16 protein-coding genes are annotated in these 22,787 nt (G+C 50.1%); 4 read left to right on the top strand and 12 right to left on the bottom strand.

What is annotated here, in order from left to right:
* The 5 genes from EBS36_03975 to ilvD all read right to left on the bottom strand — a co-directional run.
* On the bottom strand, positions 1 to 602 hold a 602-nt coding region (locus EBS36_03975; protein NBU32313.1), incomplete at its 3' end, for a hypothetical protein.
* 2 nt (positions 603 to 604) lie between these two features.
* On the bottom strand, positions 605 to 1,633 hold the full coding sequence (gene ilvC / locus EBS36_03970) for a ketol-acid reductoisomerase (GenBank protein NBU32312.1): 1,029 nt from the start codon (positions 1,631 to 1,633) through the stop codon (positions 605 to 607).
* A gap of 66 nt (positions 1,634 to 1,699) precedes the next feature.
* Complete coding sequence (gene ilvN, locus EBS36_03965; protein ID NBU32311.1) at positions 1,700 to 2,224, bottom strand: acetolactate synthase small subunit; 525 nt, start codon at positions 2,222 to 2,224, stop codon at positions 1,700 to 1,702.
* A 2-nt stretch (positions 2,225 to 2,226) separates the two neighbouring features.
* A complete protein-coding gene (locus EBS36_03960; GenBank protein NBU32310.1) occupies positions 2,227 to 3,972 on the bottom strand; it encodes an acetolactate synthase large subunit in 1,746 nt (581 codons plus the stop codon).
* Between the two features lie 245 nt (positions 3,973 to 4,217).
* Positions 4,218 to 5,897, bottom strand: a complete 1,680-nt coding sequence (ilvD, locus tag EBS36_03955; protein NBU32309.1) for a dihydroxy-acid dehydratase — start codon at positions 5,895 to 5,897, stop codon at positions 4,218 to 4,220.
* Positions 5,898 to 6,017: 120 nt separating this feature from the next.
* Between ilvD and EBS36_03950 the strand changes: the two genes are divergently transcribed.
* Positions 6,018 to 7,460: an amidase gene (locus tag EBS36_03950; GenBank protein NBU32308.1), complete on the top strand. Its 1,443-nt coding sequence runs from the start codon at positions 6,018 to 6,020 to the stop codon at positions 7,458 to 7,460.
* Here EBS36_03950 and gatB read toward each other — a convergent pair.
* The 6 genes from gatB to EBS36_03920 form a co-directional block, all read right to left on the bottom strand.
* Positions 7,450 to 8,964, bottom strand: coding sequence for an Asp-tRNA(Asn)/Glu-tRNA(Gln) amidotransferase subunit GatB (gene gatB, locus EBS36_03945; GenBank protein NBU32307.1), 1,515 nt, complete (start codon positions 8,962 to 8,964; stop codon positions 7,450 to 7,452). The two genes, EBS36_03950 and gatB, sit on opposite strands and share 11 nt — an antisense overlap.
* Positions 8,964 to 10,466, bottom strand: a complete 1,503-nt coding sequence (gene gatA, locus EBS36_03940; protein ID NBU32306.1) for an Asp-tRNA(Asn)/Glu-tRNA(Gln) amidotransferase subunit GatA — start codon at positions 10,464 to 10,466, stop codon at positions 8,964 to 8,966. The genes gatB and gatA overlap by 1 nt, the downstream gene beginning before the upstream one ends.
* Before the next feature lie 3 nt (positions 10,467 to 10,469).
* Positions 10,470 to 10,766, bottom strand: a complete 297-nt coding sequence (gene gatC, locus EBS36_03935; GenBank protein NBU32305.1) for an Asp-tRNA(Asn)/Glu-tRNA(Gln) amidotransferase subunit GatC — start codon at positions 10,764 to 10,766, stop codon at positions 10,470 to 10,472.
* Positions 10,767 to 10,832: 66 nt separating this feature from the next.
* Positions 10,833 to 12,989, bottom strand: a complete 2,157-nt coding sequence (ligA, locus tag EBS36_03930; GenBank protein NBU32304.1) for an NAD-dependent DNA ligase LigA — start codon at positions 12,987 to 12,989, stop codon at positions 10,833 to 10,835.
* A 2-nt stretch (positions 12,990 to 12,991) separates the two neighbouring features.
* The gene (gene mnmA, locus EBS36_03925; GenBank protein NBU32303.1) at positions 12,992 to 14,080 is read right to left on the bottom strand and encodes a tRNA 2-thiouridine(34) synthase MnmA; all 1,089 of its coding nucleotides are present in this window, start codon (positions 14,078 to 14,080) and stop codon (positions 12,992 to 12,994) included.
* Positions 14,077 to 15,264 carry a cysteine desulfurase gene (locus EBS36_03920; GenBank protein NBU32302.1) on the bottom strand — a complete coding sequence of 396 codons (1,188 nt, stop codon included), beginning with the start codon at positions 15,262 to 15,264 and terminating at the stop codon, positions 14,077 to 14,079. Before EBS36_03920 ends, mnmA begins: the two co-directional genes overlap by 4 nt.
* Before the next feature lie 209 nt (positions 15,265 to 15,473).
* On the opposite strand from EBS36_03920, the gene glgX reads away from it, so the two are divergent.
* The 3 genes from glgX to glgB all read left to right on the top strand — a co-directional run bounded on the left by glgX (position 15,474) and on the right by glgB (position 21,850).
* On the top strand, positions 15,474 to 17,573 hold the full coding sequence (gene glgX / locus EBS36_03915) for a glycogen debranching enzyme GlgX (GenBank protein ID NBU32301.1): 2,100 nt from the start codon (positions 15,474 to 15,476) through the stop codon (positions 17,571 to 17,573).
* Between the two features lie 82 nt (positions 17,574 to 17,655).
* A complete protein-coding gene (locus EBS36_03910) occupies positions 17,656 to 19,668 on the top strand; it encodes an alpha-1,4-glucan--maltose-1-phosphate maltosyltransferase (protein ID NBU32300.1) in 2,013 nt (670 codons plus the stop codon).
* A complete protein-coding gene (glgB, locus tag EBS36_03905; GenBank protein ID NBU32299.1) occupies positions 19,661 to 21,850 on the top strand; it encodes a 1,4-alpha-glucan branching protein GlgB in 2,190 nt (729 codons plus the stop codon). Before EBS36_03910 ends, glgB begins: the two co-directional genes overlap by 8 nt.
* Here glgB and EBS36_03900 read toward each other — a convergent pair whose 3' ends face one another.
* The gene (locus EBS36_03900; GenBank protein ID NBU32298.1) at positions 21,851 to 22,756 is read right to left on the bottom strand and encodes a co-chaperone YbbN; all 906 of its coding nucleotides are present in this window, start codon (positions 22,754 to 22,756) and stop codon (positions 21,851 to 21,853) included.
* Positions 22,757 to 22,787 lie beyond the last annotated feature (31 nt).

Genomic DNA, 22,787 nt, shown 5'->3' with positions numbered 1-22,787 from the left:
CCATATTCGCGAATGTAGTTCGTGTGCTTGAAATTTCCACCACGAGCTTTGAGGGCTTCTTGCACTGCCAGCGCGGTTGTTGTGGTTCCCGTTGACTCAGCACCAATGAATACCGCGCGGATAGCCAAAAGTTCCCTCGAACCTGGACCTAGAAGATGCCAATTGCTAATTAGGTCTTTGCGAATCTGAGTTGACGACACTGAGACGATTTCGCGATTTGGATCATGACTGTGGTGATGAAGGCCAAGCAATGCGGCGAAGTCGGCGCCGTTCTTCTCGGATGTCACAAGTAAGTCAACGGGTGGAGTATGCCGCAAGTGAGCTTCAATCACTCGAGCATTCGACTTCAATACAGCTGGGTTTTCGGGCTGATACGGCGTTGATTCGTATCCGAAAACAACGGTCATATCGGCTTCGTCCACGCCTTCGGCGAGGCAATCTTGAATTAAGGCCTTTGCTCGCAGTTCGGCACTGAAGCGATCGTGTGGCTGAGCTAAAACGACAACTACGACTTGGTCGCGTTTTTCGATCGCCGCCTTGATGAGCCGAACATGGCCCATGTGTGGCGGATTGAAAGTACCCGTTACCAGTGCAGCAGGCATGATTAGCGGGCGGCAGAGCCTTCAACGTAGTCACTGTCAGAAGTTTTAACCCATGACATCAACTTGCGTAGTTCGCGACCAGTTGCCTCAATTGGATGAACCTCACCAGCGGCGCGAAGTGCCTTGAATTCTGGTGCTCCGGCATCCTGATCATCAATGAAGCGCTTTGCAAACGCACCATTTTGGATGTCAGTTAGTACTGCCTTCATTGATTCTTTGACGCGAGCATCAATCACGCGTGGGCCAGAAACATAGTCACCGTATTCTGCAGTGTCCGAAACACTCCAGCGCTGCTTGGCAATGCCACCTTCATACATCAGATCAACAATTAACTTAAGTTCGTGCAAGCACTCGAAGTAAGCAACTTCTGGCTGGTAGCCAGCTTCAACCAAAGTTTCAAAGCCCGCCATAACCAAAGCTGAGGCGCCACCACAAAGAACTGCCTGCTCGCCGAATAGATCGGTTTCGGTTTCTTCGGTGAATGTGGTCTTGATACCACCAGCGCGAAGTGAGCCAATTGCTGCGGCGTAAGAAAGGGCTAACGGCCAAGCGTTTCCAGTTGCATCCTGTTCAACAGCAACGATGGCAGGAACGCCACGACCTGCAACATACTCACGACGAACCAAGTGGCCTGGACCCTTTGGCGCAACCATACAAACATCAACATTTGCTGGTGGTGTGATGTAGCCGTAACGAATGTTGAAACCGTGTGCGAAGAAGAGGGCATCGCCAGCCTTTAGATTTGGCTCAATTGCCGACTGGTACAGTCCGCGCTGAACTGGGTCTGGCACCAACACCATGATTAGGTCAGCTTCTGCGACTGCGGTGGCTGGGTCAACTACTCGCAAACCTTCAGCTTCAGCTTTGGCACGGCTGCTGGAACCCTCGGCCAAACCGACTCGCACATCAACTCCACTGTCGCGCATGCTCAAGGCATGTGCATGCCCTTGGCTGCCATAGCCCAAAACGGCTACTTTGCGACCTTGAATGATTGATAGGTCAGCATCATCTTCATAAAACAACTCAGCCACGATTTCTCCTTTTATGTGTGGTGTCTTTAGTCTGTCAGAACTTATGGATTTGGTGAATTCCGCCAATTAGGCAAGGCGATCTGCACTGCGAAGTGCTCGATCGCCAATCGAACGAGAGCCGCGCGCTAGGGCTACTACGCCAGACTGCACGATTTCCTTGATTCCGTATGGTTGCAAGCCATCGCAAAGCGCTTCCAGTTTCTCCCGAGAACCGGTTGCTTCAATGGTGACCGCATCAGGGCTTACATCTACGACCTTGGCGCGAAATAACTCAACGAGTTGCAGTACGCCAGTGCGGTTGTGATCGTCGGCCTTGACTTTTATCAGCATCAGTTCGCGCTCAACAGCAGCCAAACCGTCTAGTTCAACAATTTTGAGCACGTTAATTAATTTGTTGAGCTGCTTGGTGATTTGCTCAAGTGAGTTATCGTCGACATCGGTGACTATGGTCATGCGCGATATGCCGGCAACTTCGGTTGGGCCAACGGCAAGCGACTCAATGTTGTAACCGCGTCGAGAAAATAGCGCAGAGATTCGAGCCAAAACTCCAGGCTGATCTTGGACTAAGACGGATAACGTGTGACGACCCATGACTATGCCTCCTCTCGTTCCCAAGCTGGCGCTAGATCGCGGGCAAATTGAATTTCATCATTGCTCTTGCCAGCAGCCACCATTGGCCAAACCATCGCATCGCGATGAACCTGAAAGTCGATCACGACAGGTACATCATTGGTGCTCATGGCTTTTTCGATGGTCTTATCAACATCTTCAGGCTTGTCACAACGAAGTCCAAGGCAGCCGTAAGCATCTGCCAACTTCACAAAGTCTGGGAACGAATGTGAATGAAGGTCAGTGTTGCTGTAACGCTCGTTGTAGAACAAGGTTTGCCATTGACGCACCATGCCTAGTGATGAGTTATTTATCAAGGCGACCTTGATAGGAATCTCGTTTATTGTGCAGGTGGCCAGTTCCTGATTGGTCATCTGGAAACAACCGTCACCATCTATTGCCCAAACCGTTTTATCTGGCGCACCAACTTTGGCCCCCATAGCAGCTGGTACGGCGTAACCCATCGTGCCTAAGCCACCACTATTTATCCAAGTGTTTGGATTTTCATAGCCAACAAACTGCGCTGCCCACATCTGGTGCTGCCCCACACCCGCTGCATAGATTGCTTCAGGTCCCGCAATTTTGCCTAGGCGCTCAATGACTAGTTGTGGAGAGAGAGTGCCATCATTTGGCAGGTCATAACCAAGCGGATAATTCTCGCGCAGGTGATTTAGCGTCTTCCACCACCCCGTTAAATCTTCACGATTTCCTGCATCGAATTCCGCAGTGATTGCCGGAACCAGTTGGATAATGGCCGCGCGCACATCCGAAACGATTGGAATATCGGCATAACGGTTCTTGCCAATTTCAGCAGGGTCAATGTCAATGTGAATTACCTTGGCTTTTGGTGCAAAAGACGAAAGTTTTCCAGTAACTCGGTCATCAAAACGAGCTCCTAGGGTAATCAGTAAGTCACTTTGCTGCAGTGCGCCAACTGCGCCAACAGTTCCGTGCATACCTGGCATACCCATGTGTTGCACATGACTGTCCGGGAAAGCTCCGCGTGCCATCAAGGTCGTGACCACTGGAATTCCAGTCAGCTCGGCAAGTTCTCGCAATTCGCGCGATGCGCCAGCACGAATTACGCCACCACCGACATAAAGCACGGGTCGCTTTGCCTCGACAATCATGCGGGCAGCCTCTTTGATTTGGCGACCATGTGGCTTGGTAGTTGGTTTGTAGCCAGGCAAATCCAATACTTCTGGCCAGTCAAAAGTTGTCATTGCTTGCAAGGCATCCTTAGTGATGTCAACTAGCACTGGTCCGGGGCGCCCAGTTGAGGCAATGTGGAATGCTTCTGCAATTGCGCGTGGAATTTCATCAGCGTCACGCACTAAATAATTATGTTTTGTGATTGGCATCGTAATGCCCCGAATATCAGCTTCTTGAAAAGCGTCGGTACCAATTGCTGGCCCAGGCACCTGTCCAGTTATGGCAACGAGTGGAACTGAGTCCATGTGGGCATCGGCGATTGGGGTAACTAGATTAGTTGCTCCCGGCCCACTGGTTGCCATACATACGCCAACGCGACCGGTTACTGATGCGTAACCTTCAGCAGCATGGCCAGCGCCTTGTTCGTGGCGCACCAAAATGTGGCGGACTTTTTTAGAATCCATTAAAGGGTCATAGGCTGGCAAAATTGCCCCGCCTGGAATGCCGAAAACAACATCAACATCGGCATGTTCGAGTGAGCGAACTAGGCTCTGTGCGCCAGTGATTTGTTCAGACATAAGTCTTCTCCATTTCTTCGAAGGATCGCTTCGACGTCTCGCGCAATGCTGGCTGGCTGGATAGTAAATCTCTGCGCCGAATCGACTTGTAACAGAAACCTGCCTGTAGTTCGCTCTTGGCTTGCTACCTGCGTACTATCCCCACCACTGCGGTGTTGATCGTCTTAAAAGTGTATGTGAAAATGCAAAATATGGCTAGATGACAATTTTCGCGTAACAATCTTGCGAAATCGCGTAAGTTTCAATTAATCGCAGACAGCGCCTTGAGCGGCTGAGCCAACAAGTTTTGAGTACTTTGCTAGCACACCACGGTTGAACTTATGTGGAAGTGGCTGCCACTGTGCTCGACGGCTCTCAAGTTCGGTTTCAGAAACAAGCAGATCCAAAGTCTGATTTGGAATGTCAATGCGCACTCGATCGCCATTTTGCACCAGGCCAATCGGGCCGCCAGCCAAGGCTTCTGGAGCTACGTGACCGACGCACAGTCCGGTTGTGCCACCACTGAAGCGGCCGTCAGTAATCAATAGGACATCTTTACCAAGTCCAGCGCCTTTGATTGCTGCAGTAATCATCAACATCTCGCGCATGCCTGGACCACCTTGCGGCCCCTCGTAACGAATGATGACAACATCTCCGGCTTGGATGTCTCCGGTTTCAAGTGCGTCCATGGCCGCCCGCTCGCGTTCAAAAACTTTTGCCGGACCTTCAAAAACATCTACTGGGATACCAGCTGCTTTACAGACAGCGCCGTCTGGGGCCAGCGAGCCTTTCAAAATTCGAATGCCACCGACGCCACCGAGCGGTTCTTTGATTGCATGCAAGATTGCGCCGTCGGGATCTGGTGAATCAAGTTTTTCTAAATTCTCGGCAACGGTCTTTCCAGTAACCGTCATGCAGTCGCCATTGATCAGTCCGGCGTCAAGAAGCGCCTTCATTACAACCGGCACGCCGCCGACTGTGTCGACATCGCTCATCACATAGCGACCAAATGGTTTCACATCAGCAAGTAATGGCACCTTGGCACTTACTCGTTTGAAGTCGTCGAGGTCTAAATCAACGTCTGCTTCGTGGGCAATCGCCAAAAGGTGCAGCACGGCATTTGTTGAGCCGCCGAAAGCCATCACGATTGAAATTGCATTCAGTAAGGATTCACGAGTAATGATGTCTCGGGTAGTAATTCCCTGGCGAATTAATTCAATAACAGCGTGACCCGAAGCAACTGCGAAGCCATCCCGCCGGCGATCAACTGACGGAGGTGAGGCAGAACCTGGAAGTGACATTCCCATCGCTTCCGCAGCTGATGCCATGGTGTTTGCGGTGTACATACCGCCACACGCACCTTCACCTGGGCAAATCGCCCGCTCAATACGATCAACATCATCTTCGCTCATCAAACCTCGAGCACAAGCACCCACAGCTTCAAACGCATCAATGATAGTTACATCTCGATTGCTACCATCACTCAAAGTTACGTTACCCGGCAAGATCGAACCTGCGTAAACAAACACACTGGCTACATCTAGTCGCGCCGCTGACATCAACATTCCTGGGAGCGACTTATCGCAACCGGCGAAAGTCACCATGCCATCAAGGCGCTCTGCCTGCATCACAGCTTCAACTGAGTCGGCAATGATTTCACGACTCACTAACGAAAAGTGCATGCCTTCATGGCCCATAGAAATGCCATCTGAAACTGAAATTGTCCCGAACTGCATTGGAAAGCCGCCTGCTTCAAAGACACCGTCACGAGCTGCTTTTGCCAGACGATCAAGTGACAAGTTGCAAGGCGTAATCTCGTTCCAAGATGAGGCAATACCGATTTGTGGCTTCACCCAATCCTCATCGCCCATGCCGACGGCGCGTAGCATTCCGCGCGCCGCAGTGCGCTCTAGGCCATCAGTAACTTCCCAACTTCTTGGCTTCATATTGCTCATGTGACTAATTTACCTCTCCGAAGTTGGTGCTGATGTTACGCCTGTGACTTTATGGGCGATTCGTTACTTTTCTGAAGTGACACAGACGCACTTATCTGCCACGCTAATCAAATGAGTGACCCAAGTGTTGATACTGCAGATTATGGATTTGCTACCGCTACCGAACTCCTTGCTGATTTGCAGGCGGGTGCCCTATCCAGTGTTGAACTAACTGAGGCACTCATTGTTCGAATCCAAGAGTTAGACGACACTGCTGATGGCCTCAAATCAGTGCTCGCAATTAATCCTGATGCTCTTGCGCAGGCGCAGTATGCGGATGCAAATCCCAGCACAAAGCCACTACATGGTCTGCCGGTTTTAGTAAAAGACAACATTGAAGCGGTTGGCTTGCCAGCAACAGCGGGCTCGCTGGCACTGGCTGGTCGAACAGTTGTTGCTGATGCCCCATTAGTTAAAAACCTTCGTGATGCCGGCGCCATCATCCTTGGGTCTACAAATCTTTCTGAATGGGCCAACATCCGCTCGTTCAAATCAACTAGTGGTTGGTCCGCCGTCAATGGCGTTACTGCCAATCCATGGAAATACCAACACAATGCGGGTGGATCATCATCCGGTTCTGGCGCTGCAATTGCGGCGGGGCTTGCACCACTTGCCGTGGGTACCGAAACTGATGGCTCGATAGTTTGTCCATCTTCGCTCAACGGGGTAGTTGGCATCAAGCCAACGGTTGGCTTGGTATCTCGAGAAGGAGTAATCCCAGTTGCTGGCTCCATGGATTCGCCGGGTCCAATGGGTAGGAATGTGCCAGACATCGCACTCATGCTTGAAGTAATGGCTGGCGTGCGCAACCTTGTTCAGCTTTGTGATGACGAATCTCCACTTCGTATTGGCGTTGTAGACCAATGGCGCACGGGCGAAGAAGAAACCAATGCGGTTTTAGAGCAGGCCCTTAACGCAATCTCGGCGGCCGGCATCGAGTTGGTGCACGTCAAGGTAGCGCCACATACCGAACAAGTTGGCGAAGCAGAACTCACAATTTTGCTCAGCGAACTAAAGGAAGACTTAACCAACTACCTAATTGGTCGTTCCGGTGCTGGGGTACAGTCACTTGCTGATGTTGTGCAATTCAATCTGGATAACGCCGATACCGAGTTGGCACATTTTGATCAGTCGTTATTTGAGTTGGCATTGGCTACTGGCGGTAGGGATGAGAAGTATCGTTCAGCTAAAGAAGTCGCTCTGAATTGGGCAGTTGAACAAGTGCTTGCTCCTGCAATCAGTGATTGTGATGTATTAATCGGCGCTTCCTATGGGCCAGCTTGGAAAAGCACACTAGGTGCGGGCGATGACTATGATGGTGCCAGTCCAATTACCTGTGCTCCAGCTTTGGCCGGTTGGCCAATTGGCTGCTTGCCTATGGGTTTTGTGGATGGACTGCCAGTAGGTCTCGGTGTCGTCGCCCGTCCGCGTAATGAGGCGGGACTGGTTCGAGCAATGGGTCAATTGGAGCGAGTTCTCGGTTTCTCTGACCTGCGACCGTCGTTTATTCGCTAACGCCTAGTCGCTCAAACAACAGTTCTCGCACACGAGCTGCGTCGGCTTGACCCCGAGTTGCTTTCATCACGGCACCAACAACCGCGCCAGCCGCCTGCAATTTACCGCCTTGAATCTTTTCCGCAATGGTTGGGTCAGCGGCGAGTGCTTCATCGATAGCGGCAAGCAATGGGCCATCGTCAGAAACCACAGCAAGACCACGACCAGCAACTACTTCGGCAATACTTCCTTCGCCTGCCAGCACACCTTCGATTGCCTGGCGAGCAAGTTTGTCGTTTAGCGCACCTTCCGCAATTAACTTTTCTAGATCAACTAGATGTTGATGAGTAATCGGCAATCCTGAAAGCTCAATCTCCTGCTCGTTAGCTAAGCGAGCAAGTTCGCCAGTCCACCACTTTCGGGCGGCAGCAGAATCCACACCGGCAGCGATGCTGTCCTGGACCAAATCAAGGGCACCAGAGTTGACTAAGGTTTGCATATCAAAATCGCTGATTCCCCATTCGCTGGCCAATCGAGCGCGTCGAAGTGCTGGATTTTCAGGCAACTCGCTACGAAGTTTTTCTACCCACTCCCGCGAAGGAGCAATTGGAAGCAGATCTGGCTCTGGGAAGTACCGATAATCTTCAGCTTGCTCTTTCGAACGTCCTGATGTTGTTACACCAGTATCTTCATGCCAATGGCGAGTTTCTTGTATGACGCGCTGTCCGTCAGTTAGACGCGCAGCTTGTCGAGAAATTTCATAACGCACTGCGCGTTCTACTGAACGAAGGGAATTAACATTCTTGGTCTCTGAACGGGTACCGAGCTCAGATTCTGGGGTATCCCGAAGCGACAAGTTAACATCGCAACGCAATGAGCCTTGTTCCATCTTGACATCGCTCACTCCAAGGTTTCGTAAAATGTCACGAAGCGCTGCAACATAGGCTTTGGCAACTTCGGGAGCGTACTTCCCAGTACCCGTTATTGGTTTGGTAACAATTTCAATCAACGGAATGCCAGCGCGGTTGTAATCAACCAATGAATAATCGGCACCGTGAATTCGTCCAGTGGCACCACCAACATGTGAGTTCTTTCCGGTGTCCTCTTCCATGTGAGCGCGTTCGATTTCGATTCGGAAGGTTTTGCGACCTTCATCTGTTTCAACATCCACATCAAGGTAACCCTCGAAGCAAATAGGTTCGTCGTACTGCGAAGTCTGGAAATTCTTAGGCATGTCTGGATAGAAATAGTTTTTCCGTGCAAAGCGACACCAATTAGCAATTTCGCAATTTAATGCCAGACCGATGCGGATTGCAGATTCAACGCCAATCTCATTAAGTGCGGGTAGCGCACCTGGCAAACCGAGACATACCGGGCAAACATGGGTATTTGGGGCGGCACCAAACTCAGTACTACAACCACAAAACATTTTGGTTTTGGTGCCCAGCTCAACATGCACCTCGAGCCCAATTACTGGGTCGAACTTTTCAATTGCCTGCTCAAAATTCATAACTTTTTCAGCCATCACGCACCTACCAAATCTGGGGCTTGGCTAAGAATTGGTGCGCCCCAGTTAGCTAACAAGGCCCGCTCAAGGGCCGCGCCAACATTGTAGAGTCGATCATCAGCCATTGCCGGAGCCATAATTTGCAATCCAACTGGCAGGTTATCTTCTGGCGCAAGTCCAATTGGCAAACTCATACCTGGCAAGCCAGCTAAGTTCAATGGAATTGTGGCTACGTCATTGAGGTACATAGCCAATGGGTCATCCAACTTTTCGCCAATCTTGAACGCAGTTGTTGGCGCAGTAGGCGAAATCAGAACATCAACTTTCGCGAATGCATTAGCAAAATCACCAGCGATCAGAGTGCGAACTTTTTGTGCTTGACCATAGTAGGCGTCGTAATATCCCGCCGACAGTGCATAAGTGCCCAGAATCACTCGACGAATAACTTCACTGCCGAATCCAGCAGCACGAGTCAGGCTCATAACCTGCTCGACTGAATGGTTGCCATCATCACCTACCCGAAGACCGAATCGGATTCCATCAAATTTCGCGAGATTACTTGAACATTCACTTGGCAAAATTAGGTAGTAGGCAGCAAGTGCGTATGGGAAGTTAGGGCAAGAAACTTCAACCACATTTGCGCCAAGACTCTCAAGGACAGCGACCGCTTCTTCAAAGCGCTGTTTAACGCCTGCCTGAAAGCCCTCGCCACTTATTTCTTTAACAACACCAATGGTCATGCCCTTAATTTCGCCAAGCTTTGCAGCTGCCACTACATCTGGCACCGGAGCGTTAATTGAAGTTGAGTCCATCGGGTCATGGCCGGCAATAACGCTATGCAATAAAGCAGTGTCGAGCACATTTCGACCACAAGGGCCAACCTGATCAAGAGAAGATGCCAAGGCAACCACACCATAGCGGCTGACCCCGCCGTAAGTTGGCTTTACCCCAACTGTTCCAGTTACTGCTGCTGGTTGCCGAATTGAGCCACCAGTGTCGGAGCCAATGGCCAACGGAGCTTCAAATGCCGAAATGCAAGCAGAGGAACCGCCACCCGAGCCTCCTGGGATGCGGGTCAAATCCCATGGGTTGTGTGATGGTCCGAACGCTGAGTGTTCAGTTGATGAACCCATCGCGAATTCGTCCATGTTGGTTTTGCCAAGTACGACAATGCCCGCTGCGCGCAGTTTTTTAACAACCGTGGCGTCGTATGGTGGCTGCCAACCAGCTAATACTCTGGAGCCACAAGTTGTTGGCATATTTTTTGTTGTGAGAATGTCCTTCAGGCCAAGTGGCACACCGGCAAGCACTGGGAGGCGCTCGCCTGCCGTACGACTTTGATCAATCTCTTTTGCATGCTGCAAAGCGCCTTCGGAATCCACATGCAAGAAGGCGTGGACATCAGCATCTACCTGAGCGATGCGCTCTAAATGTGCAGAAACTACCTCAACCGCGGATACCTCTTTTGCCGCTAATCTGTTGGCTAGCTCTGAGGCTGCAAGTTTTATTAATTCAGACACCGCTTACTCCTCGTCCAGAATGCGTGGCACTCGGAATCGGTCGTCCTCAACGCAGGGGGCACCGGCCAAGGCTTGTTCGGCAGTTAGTGATTGAGCTGGGACATCCGCTCGAAAAACATTGGTCATTGGCACCGGATGGCTCATGGCGGGCACATCTTGCGTTGGCGCCGAAGCTACTTGAGCAACCGCATCCAAAATGGCATCTAATTGCTGGGCGTAATGGGCTAATTGCTCTTCGGGTATCTCTATCCGAGCTAGCTTTGCCAAATGTGAGACATCATCACTGGAAATTTCGGACATGAGCCAATTCTATTGACATCTGGTCATCGGCTAAACCGCAGTAGCGATCGGTAAAAGTCTGCAGAATTAATTGGTTCGCATCGCCAGGGCTGCTTGCGGACCCTGCTCTAAGAGGGCAACAAATCCATCCTCGGCCAAAATTGGTCGTCCAAGCTCGGCAGCTTTGTCTGCCTTTGAACCAGCCCCAGGTCCTACCACTACAAAATCGGTCTTTGCCGAGACGGAGCTTGCGGCCTTGCCACCCCTGCTCGTGATAGCCTCACTTGCTCCTTCACGGGTGAATCCTTCAAGAGTTCCGGTAACCACAATCGTCAGTCCTGCCAATGTCTGAGGTAAGGACTGAGTTTCGGTATTAACCAAAGACAATCCGCCAGCGCGCCACTTTTCGATAATTTCCTGATGCCACGACTCACTAAACCACTCAGCTATTGAGGTTGCTATTACCGCACCAATGCCTTCGACAGCGGCAAGTTCATTCGCATCCGCTTTCGCTAGCTCGTCAATACTGCCAAACTTGCGGGCTAAAGCTTGGGCGGTCGGCGGCCCTACATGACGCATTGACATCGCGGCAATTACTCGCCAAAGCGGCTTAGTGCGAGCTGCTTCAATCTGGGCAAGAAGTAGTTTCGCATTCTCGCCAAGTTCACGGTTAGTCCCTTTTACAAAGAAATCACTGCTTTGCAATTTCTCTTCGGTTAGCAGGAACAAATCCCCTTCATCCTCGATGATGCGATCTTCGAGCAGTGCTCGGGCCGCTTTTTCGCCAAGGCCTTCGATATCCAAAACAGCTCTGGAACCTAGATGCTCGAGGCGACCGCGTAGCTGGGCTGGACAACTTCGTGAGTTTGGACAACGAATGTCAGCATCACTTTCTTTTTCGGGAGCTAGAACACTGCCACATTCGGGACATTTCGTCGGCATGACAAAAGGCTGTTCGGTACCAGTTCGCACCTCAACTACTGGACCAAGGATTTCGGGAATGACATCTCCAGCTTTGCGCAAGAACACCATGTCACCAATTAGCACACCTTTGCGTTCCACTTCAAAGGCATTGTGTAGGGTCGCAAAAGAAACTGTGGAACCAGCAACCAAGACCGGTTCTACCTTGGCACGCGGAGTGATGCGTCCAGTTCGCCCAACCTGGACTCCAACATCTAACAGCTTCGTGCGGACAACTGTCGGCGGATATTTGTACGCAACTGCCCAACGTGGAGCGCGAGCAGTAAACCCAAGTTCTGCTTGTTCGGCCAAATCATCAACTTTAATTACTACCCCGTCGATATCGTGGGCTAAGTCATGTCGGTGTTCACCAAAGTCAGAGATGTAATCAAGGACTTCCTGTGGGGTATTGACAACCTTGACTTTGTCTGAAGTCGGCAAGCCCCATTTCTGTAATAACTCGTAGGCATGAGACTGGGTCTTGATTTCAATGCCTTCGTGCACACCAATTCCGTGCACGATTAGTCCAAGTCGACTTAGAGATCGAACTGCCTCATCAAAATCTTGTTGTTTGCGCTGCACGCTAGCCATGGCTCGAGAATCTGACTCTTTGCCTTTAGCTTTTTGTTTAGCAAGTTCCAAAGCCTCAATGCGCTTATCAATACGCAGGCGCAAAGTTCCTGCCGCTGCATTTCGTGGATTAGCAAATGCAGTTCCACCAGCTGTTGTCACTTCAAGATTTAGCGCATCAAAATCAGCAAGTGAGTAGTACACCTCGCCCCGCACCTCAAGTAGCTCGGGAACTTTATCCTTTGGCCCAAAGTTAAGTTTTAGTGGAATGCATTTCATGTGTGTCACATTCGACATCACATTTTCACCAACAGTGCCACTACCTCGGGTGGCGACAGTTTCTAATTCGCCATTTCGATATACAGCATTGATGGCTAGGCCATCAATCTTTAGTTCGCAGAGGTAGCTATGTTGGCCCACACGATTAAACCAGGCATTTAGTTCCTGATCGTCAAAGACATTATCCAGACTCCACATTCTTGAGGGATGGGTAAATTCGCCAAACTCCTCGGAAACCTCTCCGCCAACGGACTGGGTCGGCGAATCTGAAGTAACAATTTCTGGGTACTTAGTTTCAACTTCTAACAGTTCTTTAAATGCTGCGTCATATTCCGCATCCGAGATCGTCGGCTTATCGTGCTGATAATAATCAGTACGAGCCTGCTCAATCACCGTAACCAGTTCATCCCGACGTTGGCGAACTGCCTTTGGGATACTCACACACTCTCCATGCGCCGTGATCTTGAAATGGTGGCACTTCCAATCACTCGAGTGCCTTCGTAGAGCACAGCTGCCTGACCAGCAGCTACTCCTCGCAAATAATCATCAAGTACTACTTGAATTCCATCGGATGTCAGACTTACTTTTCCTGGCAGGGCTTCACCATGTGCTCGCACCTGAACATGAATCCGCTGACCATTAACTGGTAGTGGTCCGCCCCAACGCGGATTCACTGCTTCAATCAAGTTGATGTCAAGCAGCATTGGTGGTCCGATTAGAACTGTGTTGTTTTTTACATCAACATCGACGACGTAACGCCGTTCGCCATCGCCAGTTGGATTGCCCAGGGCTAATCCACGACGCTGTCCGACCGTGAAAGCTTGTGCGCCTTTATGGGTCCCTACTTTTTGGCCAGTTTCGGCATCAATCACATCGCCTGGCACCGTATCTATCTGGCGAGCAAGCCAGCCAGCAGTGTCACCATCAGGAATGAAACAGATGTCGTGACTGTCCGGCTTTTGTGCTACCAAAATGCCGCGTGCTTGTGCTTCTGCGCGTACTTCGACTTTGGTGCTGTTACCTAGCGGGAACATCGAATGGGAAATTTGTTCTGCAGTCAAGACGCCTAAAACATAAGACTGATCTTTGGTCGGGTCAACTGCTCTATGCAGTTCGTGGCCGTTGGGTCCTTCGATAATTTGTGCGTAGTGCCCGGTGCACACAGCATCGAAGCCTAGGTTCATTGCCCGATCTAATACTGCCTCAAATTTGATGCTCTCGTTGCAGCGCAGGCAAGGATTTGGCGTGCGCCCTTCCGAGTATTCATGAATAAAGTCGGCAATCACTTTCTCTTGAAACTCGGCAGACATATCCCAGACATAAAATGGTGCACCCAACATGTCCGCGGCCCGAAATGCATCGTTGGAATCTTCAATCGTGCAGCAACCACGAGCACCCGATCGATGTGACTGCGGGTTTCGAGATAAGGCCAAGTGCACAGCCGTTACGTCATGACCTGCTTCAACAGCGCGGGCAGCGGCTACTGCCGAATCAACCCCGCCCGAAAGTGCTGCTAGAACTTTCATGCGCTCGCTCCAGCGGTTGCTCGAGGAACCCCGGCACGTCTTGCTCGTTCCAAGGCCGAAGGAAGCGCTGCTATCAGTGCAGCTACATCGGCCTCAGTTGAAGTATGGCCTAGCGAGAAGCGCAATGTGCATCTGGCCAAATCTGGGTCGGCCCCCATTGCAAGTAAGACATGCGATGGCTGTGGAACGCCAGCACTACAAGCGGAGCCTACTGAGCATTCAACATCCTGAGCGTCAAGCAGCATAAGTAGTGAATCACCTAAAGCGCCCGGAAATGAGAAGTGTGCGTTGTTAGCCAGTCGATTCGAGGTTGCACCGTTGAAGTTTGCATCTGGGGCGATTTCTAAAACTTGCTTGACTAAGGAATCACGTAGTTCTTTAACCCGCGCGACAATCTCTGTGCGCTGGTTCGTTGCCTGAGTGAGTGCGCTAGCCAGCCCGACAATGCTTGGCGTATCCAAAGTTCCGGAACGAAGATCCCGTTCTTGGCCCCCACCATGAATAAGTGGAATGGCCTTGCAGTCCCGACTCATTATTAAAGCGCCAGCTCCTGTCGGTCCGCCAAATTTATGTGCTGAAATAGACATGGCACATACGCCAAGCCGAGCAAAATCAACCTCTAACCACATCGGGGCTTGCACTGCGTCGGTATGAAAACCAATCCCCAAGCCACGAGTTACTTCTGTTAACGCAGTCAAGTCGTTAATGGTGCCAACTTCATTATTAGCCAACATCACACTTACTAGCGCAACATCACTTGGATCGGCCCCTAAAGCTTGAGTTAAGGCAGCAGCGGTAATTTCACCGTCAGCAGTGGCCGGTATCCAGGTGACCTCAAACCCCTCATCAGCAACTAACCATTGGATTGGATCGAGAACTGCGTGATGTTCAATGCTGCTCACAACTAAGCGATTTTTCTTCGGGTTATGTTTACGGGCGGCCCAAGCCAGGCCCTTAAGTGCGATATTGTTTGCCTCGGTTCCACCTGCGGTAAAAATAACTTCGGTTGGTCGTGCTCCAACAGCTTTGGCAACTTGTTCCCGAGACTCTTCAACATGGCGTCTGGCTCTGCGGCCAGCGGCATGCAAAGATGACGGGTTGCCAGGGTCGGCTAATAACTCACTCATAGCGGCTACGGCTTCAGAAAACATGGGAGTCGTAGCAGCGTGATCTAAATACGCCACATGCCTAGTCTAAAGCAGTTATCAGACCGAAGTGATGGGATGACTTTGGCGCGAAGAGAGATTTAGCTACCGGCTACAACAGGTTAAATTAAGCGACACGGAGGCCCGAATAAAGTGCGTTTAGCCCCACTGTCCTACACAATTGATGGAATGCGGGTAGATCTAGTTGCTACCAAATTAGACCAAGGAGGCCAGAAGTGAGTTCTGGCATGCAAGCTGGTCTACCAGATCCACTCGGCGCAACAGTTCGCGATGGTGGAACCAACTTCGCCGTTTGGGCACCGGATGCAATTCGAGTTGAGCTTTGTCTAATCAATGAGGATGGTAGCTACTGGTCTTTTGACTTGCCCAGTTTCTCCAAAGGCATCTACTTCGGCTTCTTACCAGAAGTTGGCCACGGGCAACAGTACGGATACCGAGTTCATGGCGAGTGGGCTCCCGAACGTGGGATGCGATTTAATCCAGCGAAGTTGTTGATTGACCCGTACGCAAAAGCGGTGACGGGCGAGCTAGTTTTGCATGAAGCTATTTATGGACATGTTGCCAATGATGATCTAATTTTCAATGACCAGGACAGTCGACCTTATGTACCCCGAAGCGTAGTTGTAGATGGCAGCTACGACTGGGAAGACGATAAACGGCCAAACATCGCACCAGAAAAAACGATTATCTATGAAACACACGTAGCAGGATTAACTGGAAAACACCCATCAATTCCAGAGGAGCAACGTGGCACCTACGCTGGCATGGCACATCCAGACGTGATTGCCTACCTTAAAGATTTGGGTGTGACCACCGTAGAACTCTTACCAGTACAACATTTTGTTAGTGAACCATTTCTGCTGGCCCAAGGTAAAGAAAACTATTGGGGTTACAACACTCTGGCTTTCTTCGCTCCGCACGCGAAATATTCCGCTTCTGGAACTATCGGTCAACAGGTACGCGAATTCAAAGACATGATCAAGGCCTACCATCGAGCGGGCCTAGAGGTTATTTTGGATGTGGTTTACAACCACACTCCCGAACAAAACGAATTAGGTCCGACTTTGTCACTTCGGGGTTTTGACAATAAGGGTTACTACCACTTGACCGCAGATTGCCGACGGTATCTAGACTTCACGGGGTGCGGAAATTCCATTCGCGCATCGCATCAATCAACGCTGCGACTCATCATGGATTCATTGCGATATTGGGTAACTGAGATGCACGTTGATGGGTTTCGTTTTGACTTGACCACCGAACTCACCCGCAACTCACAAAAAGATGTTGACCTTGAGGGTGGATTTATTTCAGCCACCGCTCAGAGTTCGACGCTTCGAAACATTAAGTTAATTGCCGAGCCATGGGATGTTGGCCATAACGGCTATCAGGTCGGCTCGTTCCCGGAACCTTGGAGTGAATGGAACGACCAATTCCGCGATACCGTTCGCGACTTTTGGCGCGGCATGAGTGGCGGAGTTGCTGAACTTGGTTGGCGCCTAACGGGCTCGGCCGACCTTTATTGGGATCAAATGAATGGACCGCGCGCCTCCATTAACTTTGTTACTGCGCACGACGGATTCACACTGCACGACCTTGTCGCGTACAACGACAAACACAACTTGGCCAATGGTGAAGAAAATCGAGATGGTGCCGACACAAACCGATCGTGGAACTGCGGAGTAGAAGGCGCTACTGACGATCCGGCAATCTTGGAATTACGACGTAGGCAAATGCGCAACTTTATTGCCACGACTTTCTTGAGCGCTGGAACTCCGATGCTGCTTGGTGGTGATGAAGTTGGCCGAAGCCAACAAGGTAACAACAATGCATATTGTCAGAACAATGACATCGCCTGGAATCACTGGAAGTTCACGCAAGAGCAGCAAAACATTTATGATTTTGTTCGTCATGTGATTCACATTCGGCAAGAGCATACGGTTTTTCAGCGCAATGGTTACCTCAATGGTGAAAATGTAAATTTCATGAATGTGCCTGATCTTGCGTGGTTCCGTGCGGATGGTCAACTCTTTACTCACGAAGAATGGGCCTGCGTTAACACTAGACAGCTCGGTATGTATTTGGCTGGCGCAGTTAAATCTCATAACCGCCATGACATCGTGGACAACGGCTTCTATTGGTTCCTTAATTCATCTGCCGAAGAGGTTGATGTGACCTTGCCAAATGGTGAATTTGCATCAGAGTATCTCCTGCGGTTCAACACAGCTGATGAATTGCACTGGCAGGCAAGTGAGCCAATCTCGGCAAATTCAGTGGTTACCTTAAAGCCTTGGGCTTGTGCACTCTGGATGGTAACTCGGCGCGACTAAAGCCTCTTGTTTCTCGCGAAATAAACAGGAAATATCCAAGCCTGATGTGCACAATTAGGGCAGTTGTCGCTACGGTTAAGTTATGGCTAGTAAGCATTTGGACGGTGCCAAGCACCAACTAAGCCAGTTACCCAACCTCGAATTTGGTCGAATTCCAGTATTGGATGTCTCCCCTGTAGTAGGTGGCGGTGCCCGCCCAGTCAAAGCGGTCCTGAACGAACGATTTCTAATTAGCGCTCGGGTGTTTCGTGAAGGTCACGATGCGGTTGGCGCTGAGGCAGTATTAATCAATCCTGCTGATCAAGAAACCGCTCGAATCAGCATGGCGCAGCATGGTTTTGAGGCAGAACAAAAAGGTGCGGAAGTTTCGCTCGGTGAGCTCGGACTTTGGCACTACCGCGTCGAAGCATTTAGCGACCCAATTGCTACTTGGATTCATCGGGCCACAGTTAAGATTCCTGCAGGTGTGGATGTAGAAGTGGAATTCCAAGAGGGCATAATTTTGCTCAATGAAGTTTTAAGCCAGTGTCCTAACACAGATAAGCCAGATATCGAAGACCTAATCGCAGTATTACAGGATGGTAAAAAGTCTCTGACTGAGCGGCTCGCTCCCCTACATGACCAGAATGTGCTCGCACTACTAGACCGCAATGTAATCCGCCAGTTTGTCTCCAGTTACGGACCATTTCCGGTTTATGTCGAGCGACCCCGCGCATTATTCGGTAACTGGTACGAATTTTTCCCACGCTCTGAAGGAGCTGTTAAAAAGAAAGATGGCTCTTGGCAGAGCGGAACTTTCAAGACAGCAGGAAAGCGTCTAGCCGCTGTTGCCGCAATGGGCTTTAATGTCCTTTACCTGCCGCCAATTCATCCAATTGGTTACACAAATCGCAAAGGTCCAAACAACACATTAAATCCTGGGCCTAATGATCCTGGCTCCCCTTGGGCAATTGGTAGCAAAGATGGAGGCCATGATGCGATTCATCCTGACCTAGGCACGGAACGCGATTTTAAAAAGTTCGTCAAAGAGGCGAGTGAACTTGGAATTGAAATTGCGCTTGATTTGGCGCTGCAAGCAAGTCCGGATCACCCATGGGTGAAAAGCAATCGGAAGTGGTTTACCGAGCGAGCAGATGGCTCCATTGCATACGCAGAAAACCCACCAAAGAAATATCAGGATATTTATCCAATAAATTTTGATCGTGACCCCGAAGGTATTTTTGCTGAAGTCGAGCGAGTTGTGCGGCACTGGATGAGTTTGGGAGTTCGAATATTCCGAGTCGATAACCCGCACACTAAACCAGTGGCTTTTTGGGAGCGTCTGATTGCCAAGGTAAATGCAACTGACCCTGATGTAATTTTTCTAGCAGAAGCGTTCACAAATCCGTCAATGATGCGCGCATTAGGTGAGGCTGGCTTTCAGCAGAGCTACACCTACTTCACCTGGCGCAGTTTTAAAGGTGAAATCATTGACTACTTAACTGAGTTATCTGGTTCGGCTAGTGCTTATTTCCGCCCAAACTTCTTCGTTAATACTCCAGACATTCTTCCCCAAAATATCCAAACCGGAAGTTATCGCAGCTTCGATATTCGCGCCACACTAGCGGCAACCCTGTCGCCAACTTGGGGTGTTTATGCAGGCTTTGAACTGTACGAGGCCGAACCAACGAAACCTGGTGCGGAAGAATATCTGGATTCAGAAAAATATGAATACCGACCACGCAATTGGGATGACCCGGGTCTACCAACGCTAGCCCCATATCTCACCCAGTTAAATCAAATCCGAGCCAAGAGTCCTGCACTTCACTACCTGCGCAATTTGCGCTTTCACAATATTGATTCGGATGCCATGTTGGCGTACTCCAAGCGCGAAGGCGACAACATTGTTTTAGTTATTGTGAATCTCGATCCACACAGCGCGCAAGAATCTACAGTGCATTTGAACATGCCCGAACTCGGCAAAGACTGGAATGACACCTTCACAGTCAAAGATGAATTGACCGGTCAGACAATGAAGTGGAGTGAACACAATTTTGTTCGTCTTGATCCCTCAATAGGTTGTGCCTTGATTTTGACGGTTTCAGCAAATGCCTAAGCTAACTTTTCCCTTCAAGTTCAGGCCAAAAACTAGAATCCCAAACCCGCCTAACCAATTAGATCGGGTCATTGACGGCTGGCATCACGACCCACACTCTGTGTTAGGGTCACATTCAACTGAAACCTCAACCACAATCACAGTTCTGCGTCCTTGGGCAAACTCAGTTGCCGCAGTGGTTGGTGAAACAGTTATTCCACTGGTGCACCAAGACAGAGGCGCTTGGGCAATCACAATAGAGCAACCAGGACTGTCTGAGTATTCTTTGCAAATAGATTATGGTCAAGGCGTTCTTGACATCCAAGATCCCTATCGATTCTTGCCAACCATCGGCGAGTTAGATTTACACCTGATTTCAGCCGGTCGGCATGAGGACCTCTGGAAAGTTATGGGCGCTCACTATAAAACCATTCAAGATGTAACTGGTGTGGCATTCACCGTATGGGCACCAAGTGCTCAAGGCGTTCGCGTAATTGGCGACTTCAACATGTGGAATGGCGTGGCCCATCCAATGCGTTCTATGGGTAGTTCTGGAGTTTGGGAGTTATTCATTCCAGGTCTTGAACCTGGTACAAAATATAAATTCAGTATTCTGGCACAAAATGGTGCGTGGTTAACCAAGTCAGACCCGATGGCCTTTTATGCCGAAGTTGCTCCAGCCAACGCCTCTATAGTTTTTCAATCTGAGTACCAGTGGAATGACCAAAACTGGCTTGACCAGCGAACAAGCTTTGAGCCCCACAAAGCTCCGATGTCGGTTTACGAAGTGCATCTCGGTTCCTGGCAGCCAGGAAAAAGTTATCGCCAACTTGCTGTTGATCTTGTTAATTACGTAAAAGAGCGTGGGTTCACCCATGTTGAATTTATGCCAGTTGCCGAGCACCCATTCGCTCCTTCCTGGGGATATCAAGTAACTGGCTATTACGCAACAAGTTCTAGATTTGGCACACCTGATGACTTTCGCTACCTAGTGGATGCATTTCATCAGGCAGGCATTGGGGTAATTGTGGATTGGGTTCCGGCTCACTTCCCCAAGGACGAATGGGCTCTTGGTCGATTCGATGGAACAGCCCTTTACGAACACGCCAATCCGCAGTTAGGTGAGCATCCGGACTGGGGCACTTACATCTTTGATTTTGGTCGCAATGAAGTTCGAAACTTTCTGGTTGCCAATGCAGTTTTCTTGCTCAAGGAGTTCCATATAGATGGGCTCAGGGTTGATGCAGTTGCTTCAATGCTCTATTTGGATTACTCACGTGAAGATGGTCAATGGACCCCGAACCGGTTTGGCGGACGGGAAAATCTGGAAGCAGTTGAGTTCTTAAAAGAGATGAACGCTACCGCCTACCGGGCAATGCCTGGCATTGTCACCATTGCCGAAGAGTCAACTGCTTGGCCAGGTGTCACCACGCCAACCGATGCAGGCGGCTTAGGTTTTGGCTTGAAGTGGAATATGGGTTGGATGCACGACTCACTTGAGTATGTAAAACATGAACCAATACATCGGCAATTCCATCACAATGAGATGTCTTTTTCCTTGGTATATGCCTGGAGTGAAAATTATGTGTTGCCGTTAAGTCACGATGAAGTGGTGCACGGAAAAGGCTCGATTTACCAGCGGATGCCTGGCGATGACTGGCAGCGGTTAGCTAATGTGCGCGCCTACTACGGTTTCATGTGGGCACATCCGGGCAAACAACTTTTATTCATGGGGTGTGAATTCGGCCAAGTTGGCGAATGGTCGCAAGCACATGGACTGGAATGGCACCTCTTAGATCATGACCGGCACTTAGGAGTGCGCAAAGCCATCGACGCGATGAATCACGTGTACCAAACCTGGCCGGCGCTCTGGCAAAAGGATGCTGATCCAGCCGGCTTCCAATGGCTGATTAGCGATGATTCTGCAGGCAACATCTTCGCATGGACACGCTGGGATGAAGCGGGTAATCCAATCATTTCCGTCACGAATTTTGCTCCCGTTCCGAGGCATGCTTATAGATTGCCGCTTCCCATCGCTGGAAATTGGGTTGAAATTTTTAATAGTGATGATCTTGCATTCGGCGGAAGTGGGGTTGGCAACCACCATGGAGTAATAGGTGACGGCCCAGCCTATTTTGGCCAGCCAGCCAGCGCTGAAATTACTTTGCCACCGCTTGCGACCGTTTGGTTTGCGCTTAGTTGATTAGAAGAGTGCACTCGTTAAGTCAAGACGGGCCTTAACCACTGAAGCATCATTTGGTCCAGCAATCTCAAAAAGTTCCAGTAAGCGAGATTTTGCTACCTCGCGGGAATCTTCAACATTTTCGCTAACGAGGTTGATGAGTCTAGTAAAAGCGACAGACCAATCACCAAGCATAAATTCAACATCGGCAGCCAAGAGTGCGGCTTCTAATGACATATCAGCACTTCCTAGTGCGTGGTTGTAATCGATACCATCAAGTCGCTTAAACAACTCAACATTGAGCAGCCCAATCCGAGCTAACGAATCATTAGGTTTCGTTGCAAGTATCGATTTATAGGCATCTATTGCTTCATCCCAATTGCCCTCATCGAGAGCGGTCTGCGCTGCTTGTAACTCTGGATCTAGTGGCTCATCCACTACATCTTCTTCGTCTGTAACACTGAGGCCGGGCAGACCAATCTCGGCTGCCTTTGCTAACACAGCATCGATGATGGATCGCATCTGATGTTCAGGATGGGCACCGGGCGGTAGTGGTACGGGCTGTCCACCTAACACAGCAAAAAGACTAGGTATGGACTGGATTTGGAAAGCTGCTGCAATCTGCTGCTCAACGTCAACGTTTACTTTTGCCAGAATCCATCGACCAGAATCTTCGCGCGCCAACTTTTCCAAAATAGGCGATAACTGCTTGCACGGTTCGCACCATTCAGCCCAGAAATCCAAAATCACGGGCACAGTTTGTGATTGCAAAATCACATTTTGTTCAAAGTTCTCAGTAGTCACTTCAAAAATAAAAGTGCTATCCGATTGAGTTGCAGGTGCGTCGGCTATTGCCTGATCTGCCTTGCGCTTTGCTGCTAGTGCGCCAAGATCAACTGCGCCATGAAGATTTAGGTTTTGCGTCACTGTCCTATTGTGCCCTACTGAATCGCCGAGC

This window comes from Actinomycetota bacterium (assembly GCA_009923495.1).
GTDB lineage: Bacteria > Actinomycetota > Actinomycetes > S36-B12 > UBA5976 > UBA5976.
This window is presented reverse-complemented; position numbering and strand designations above follow the sequence as displayed.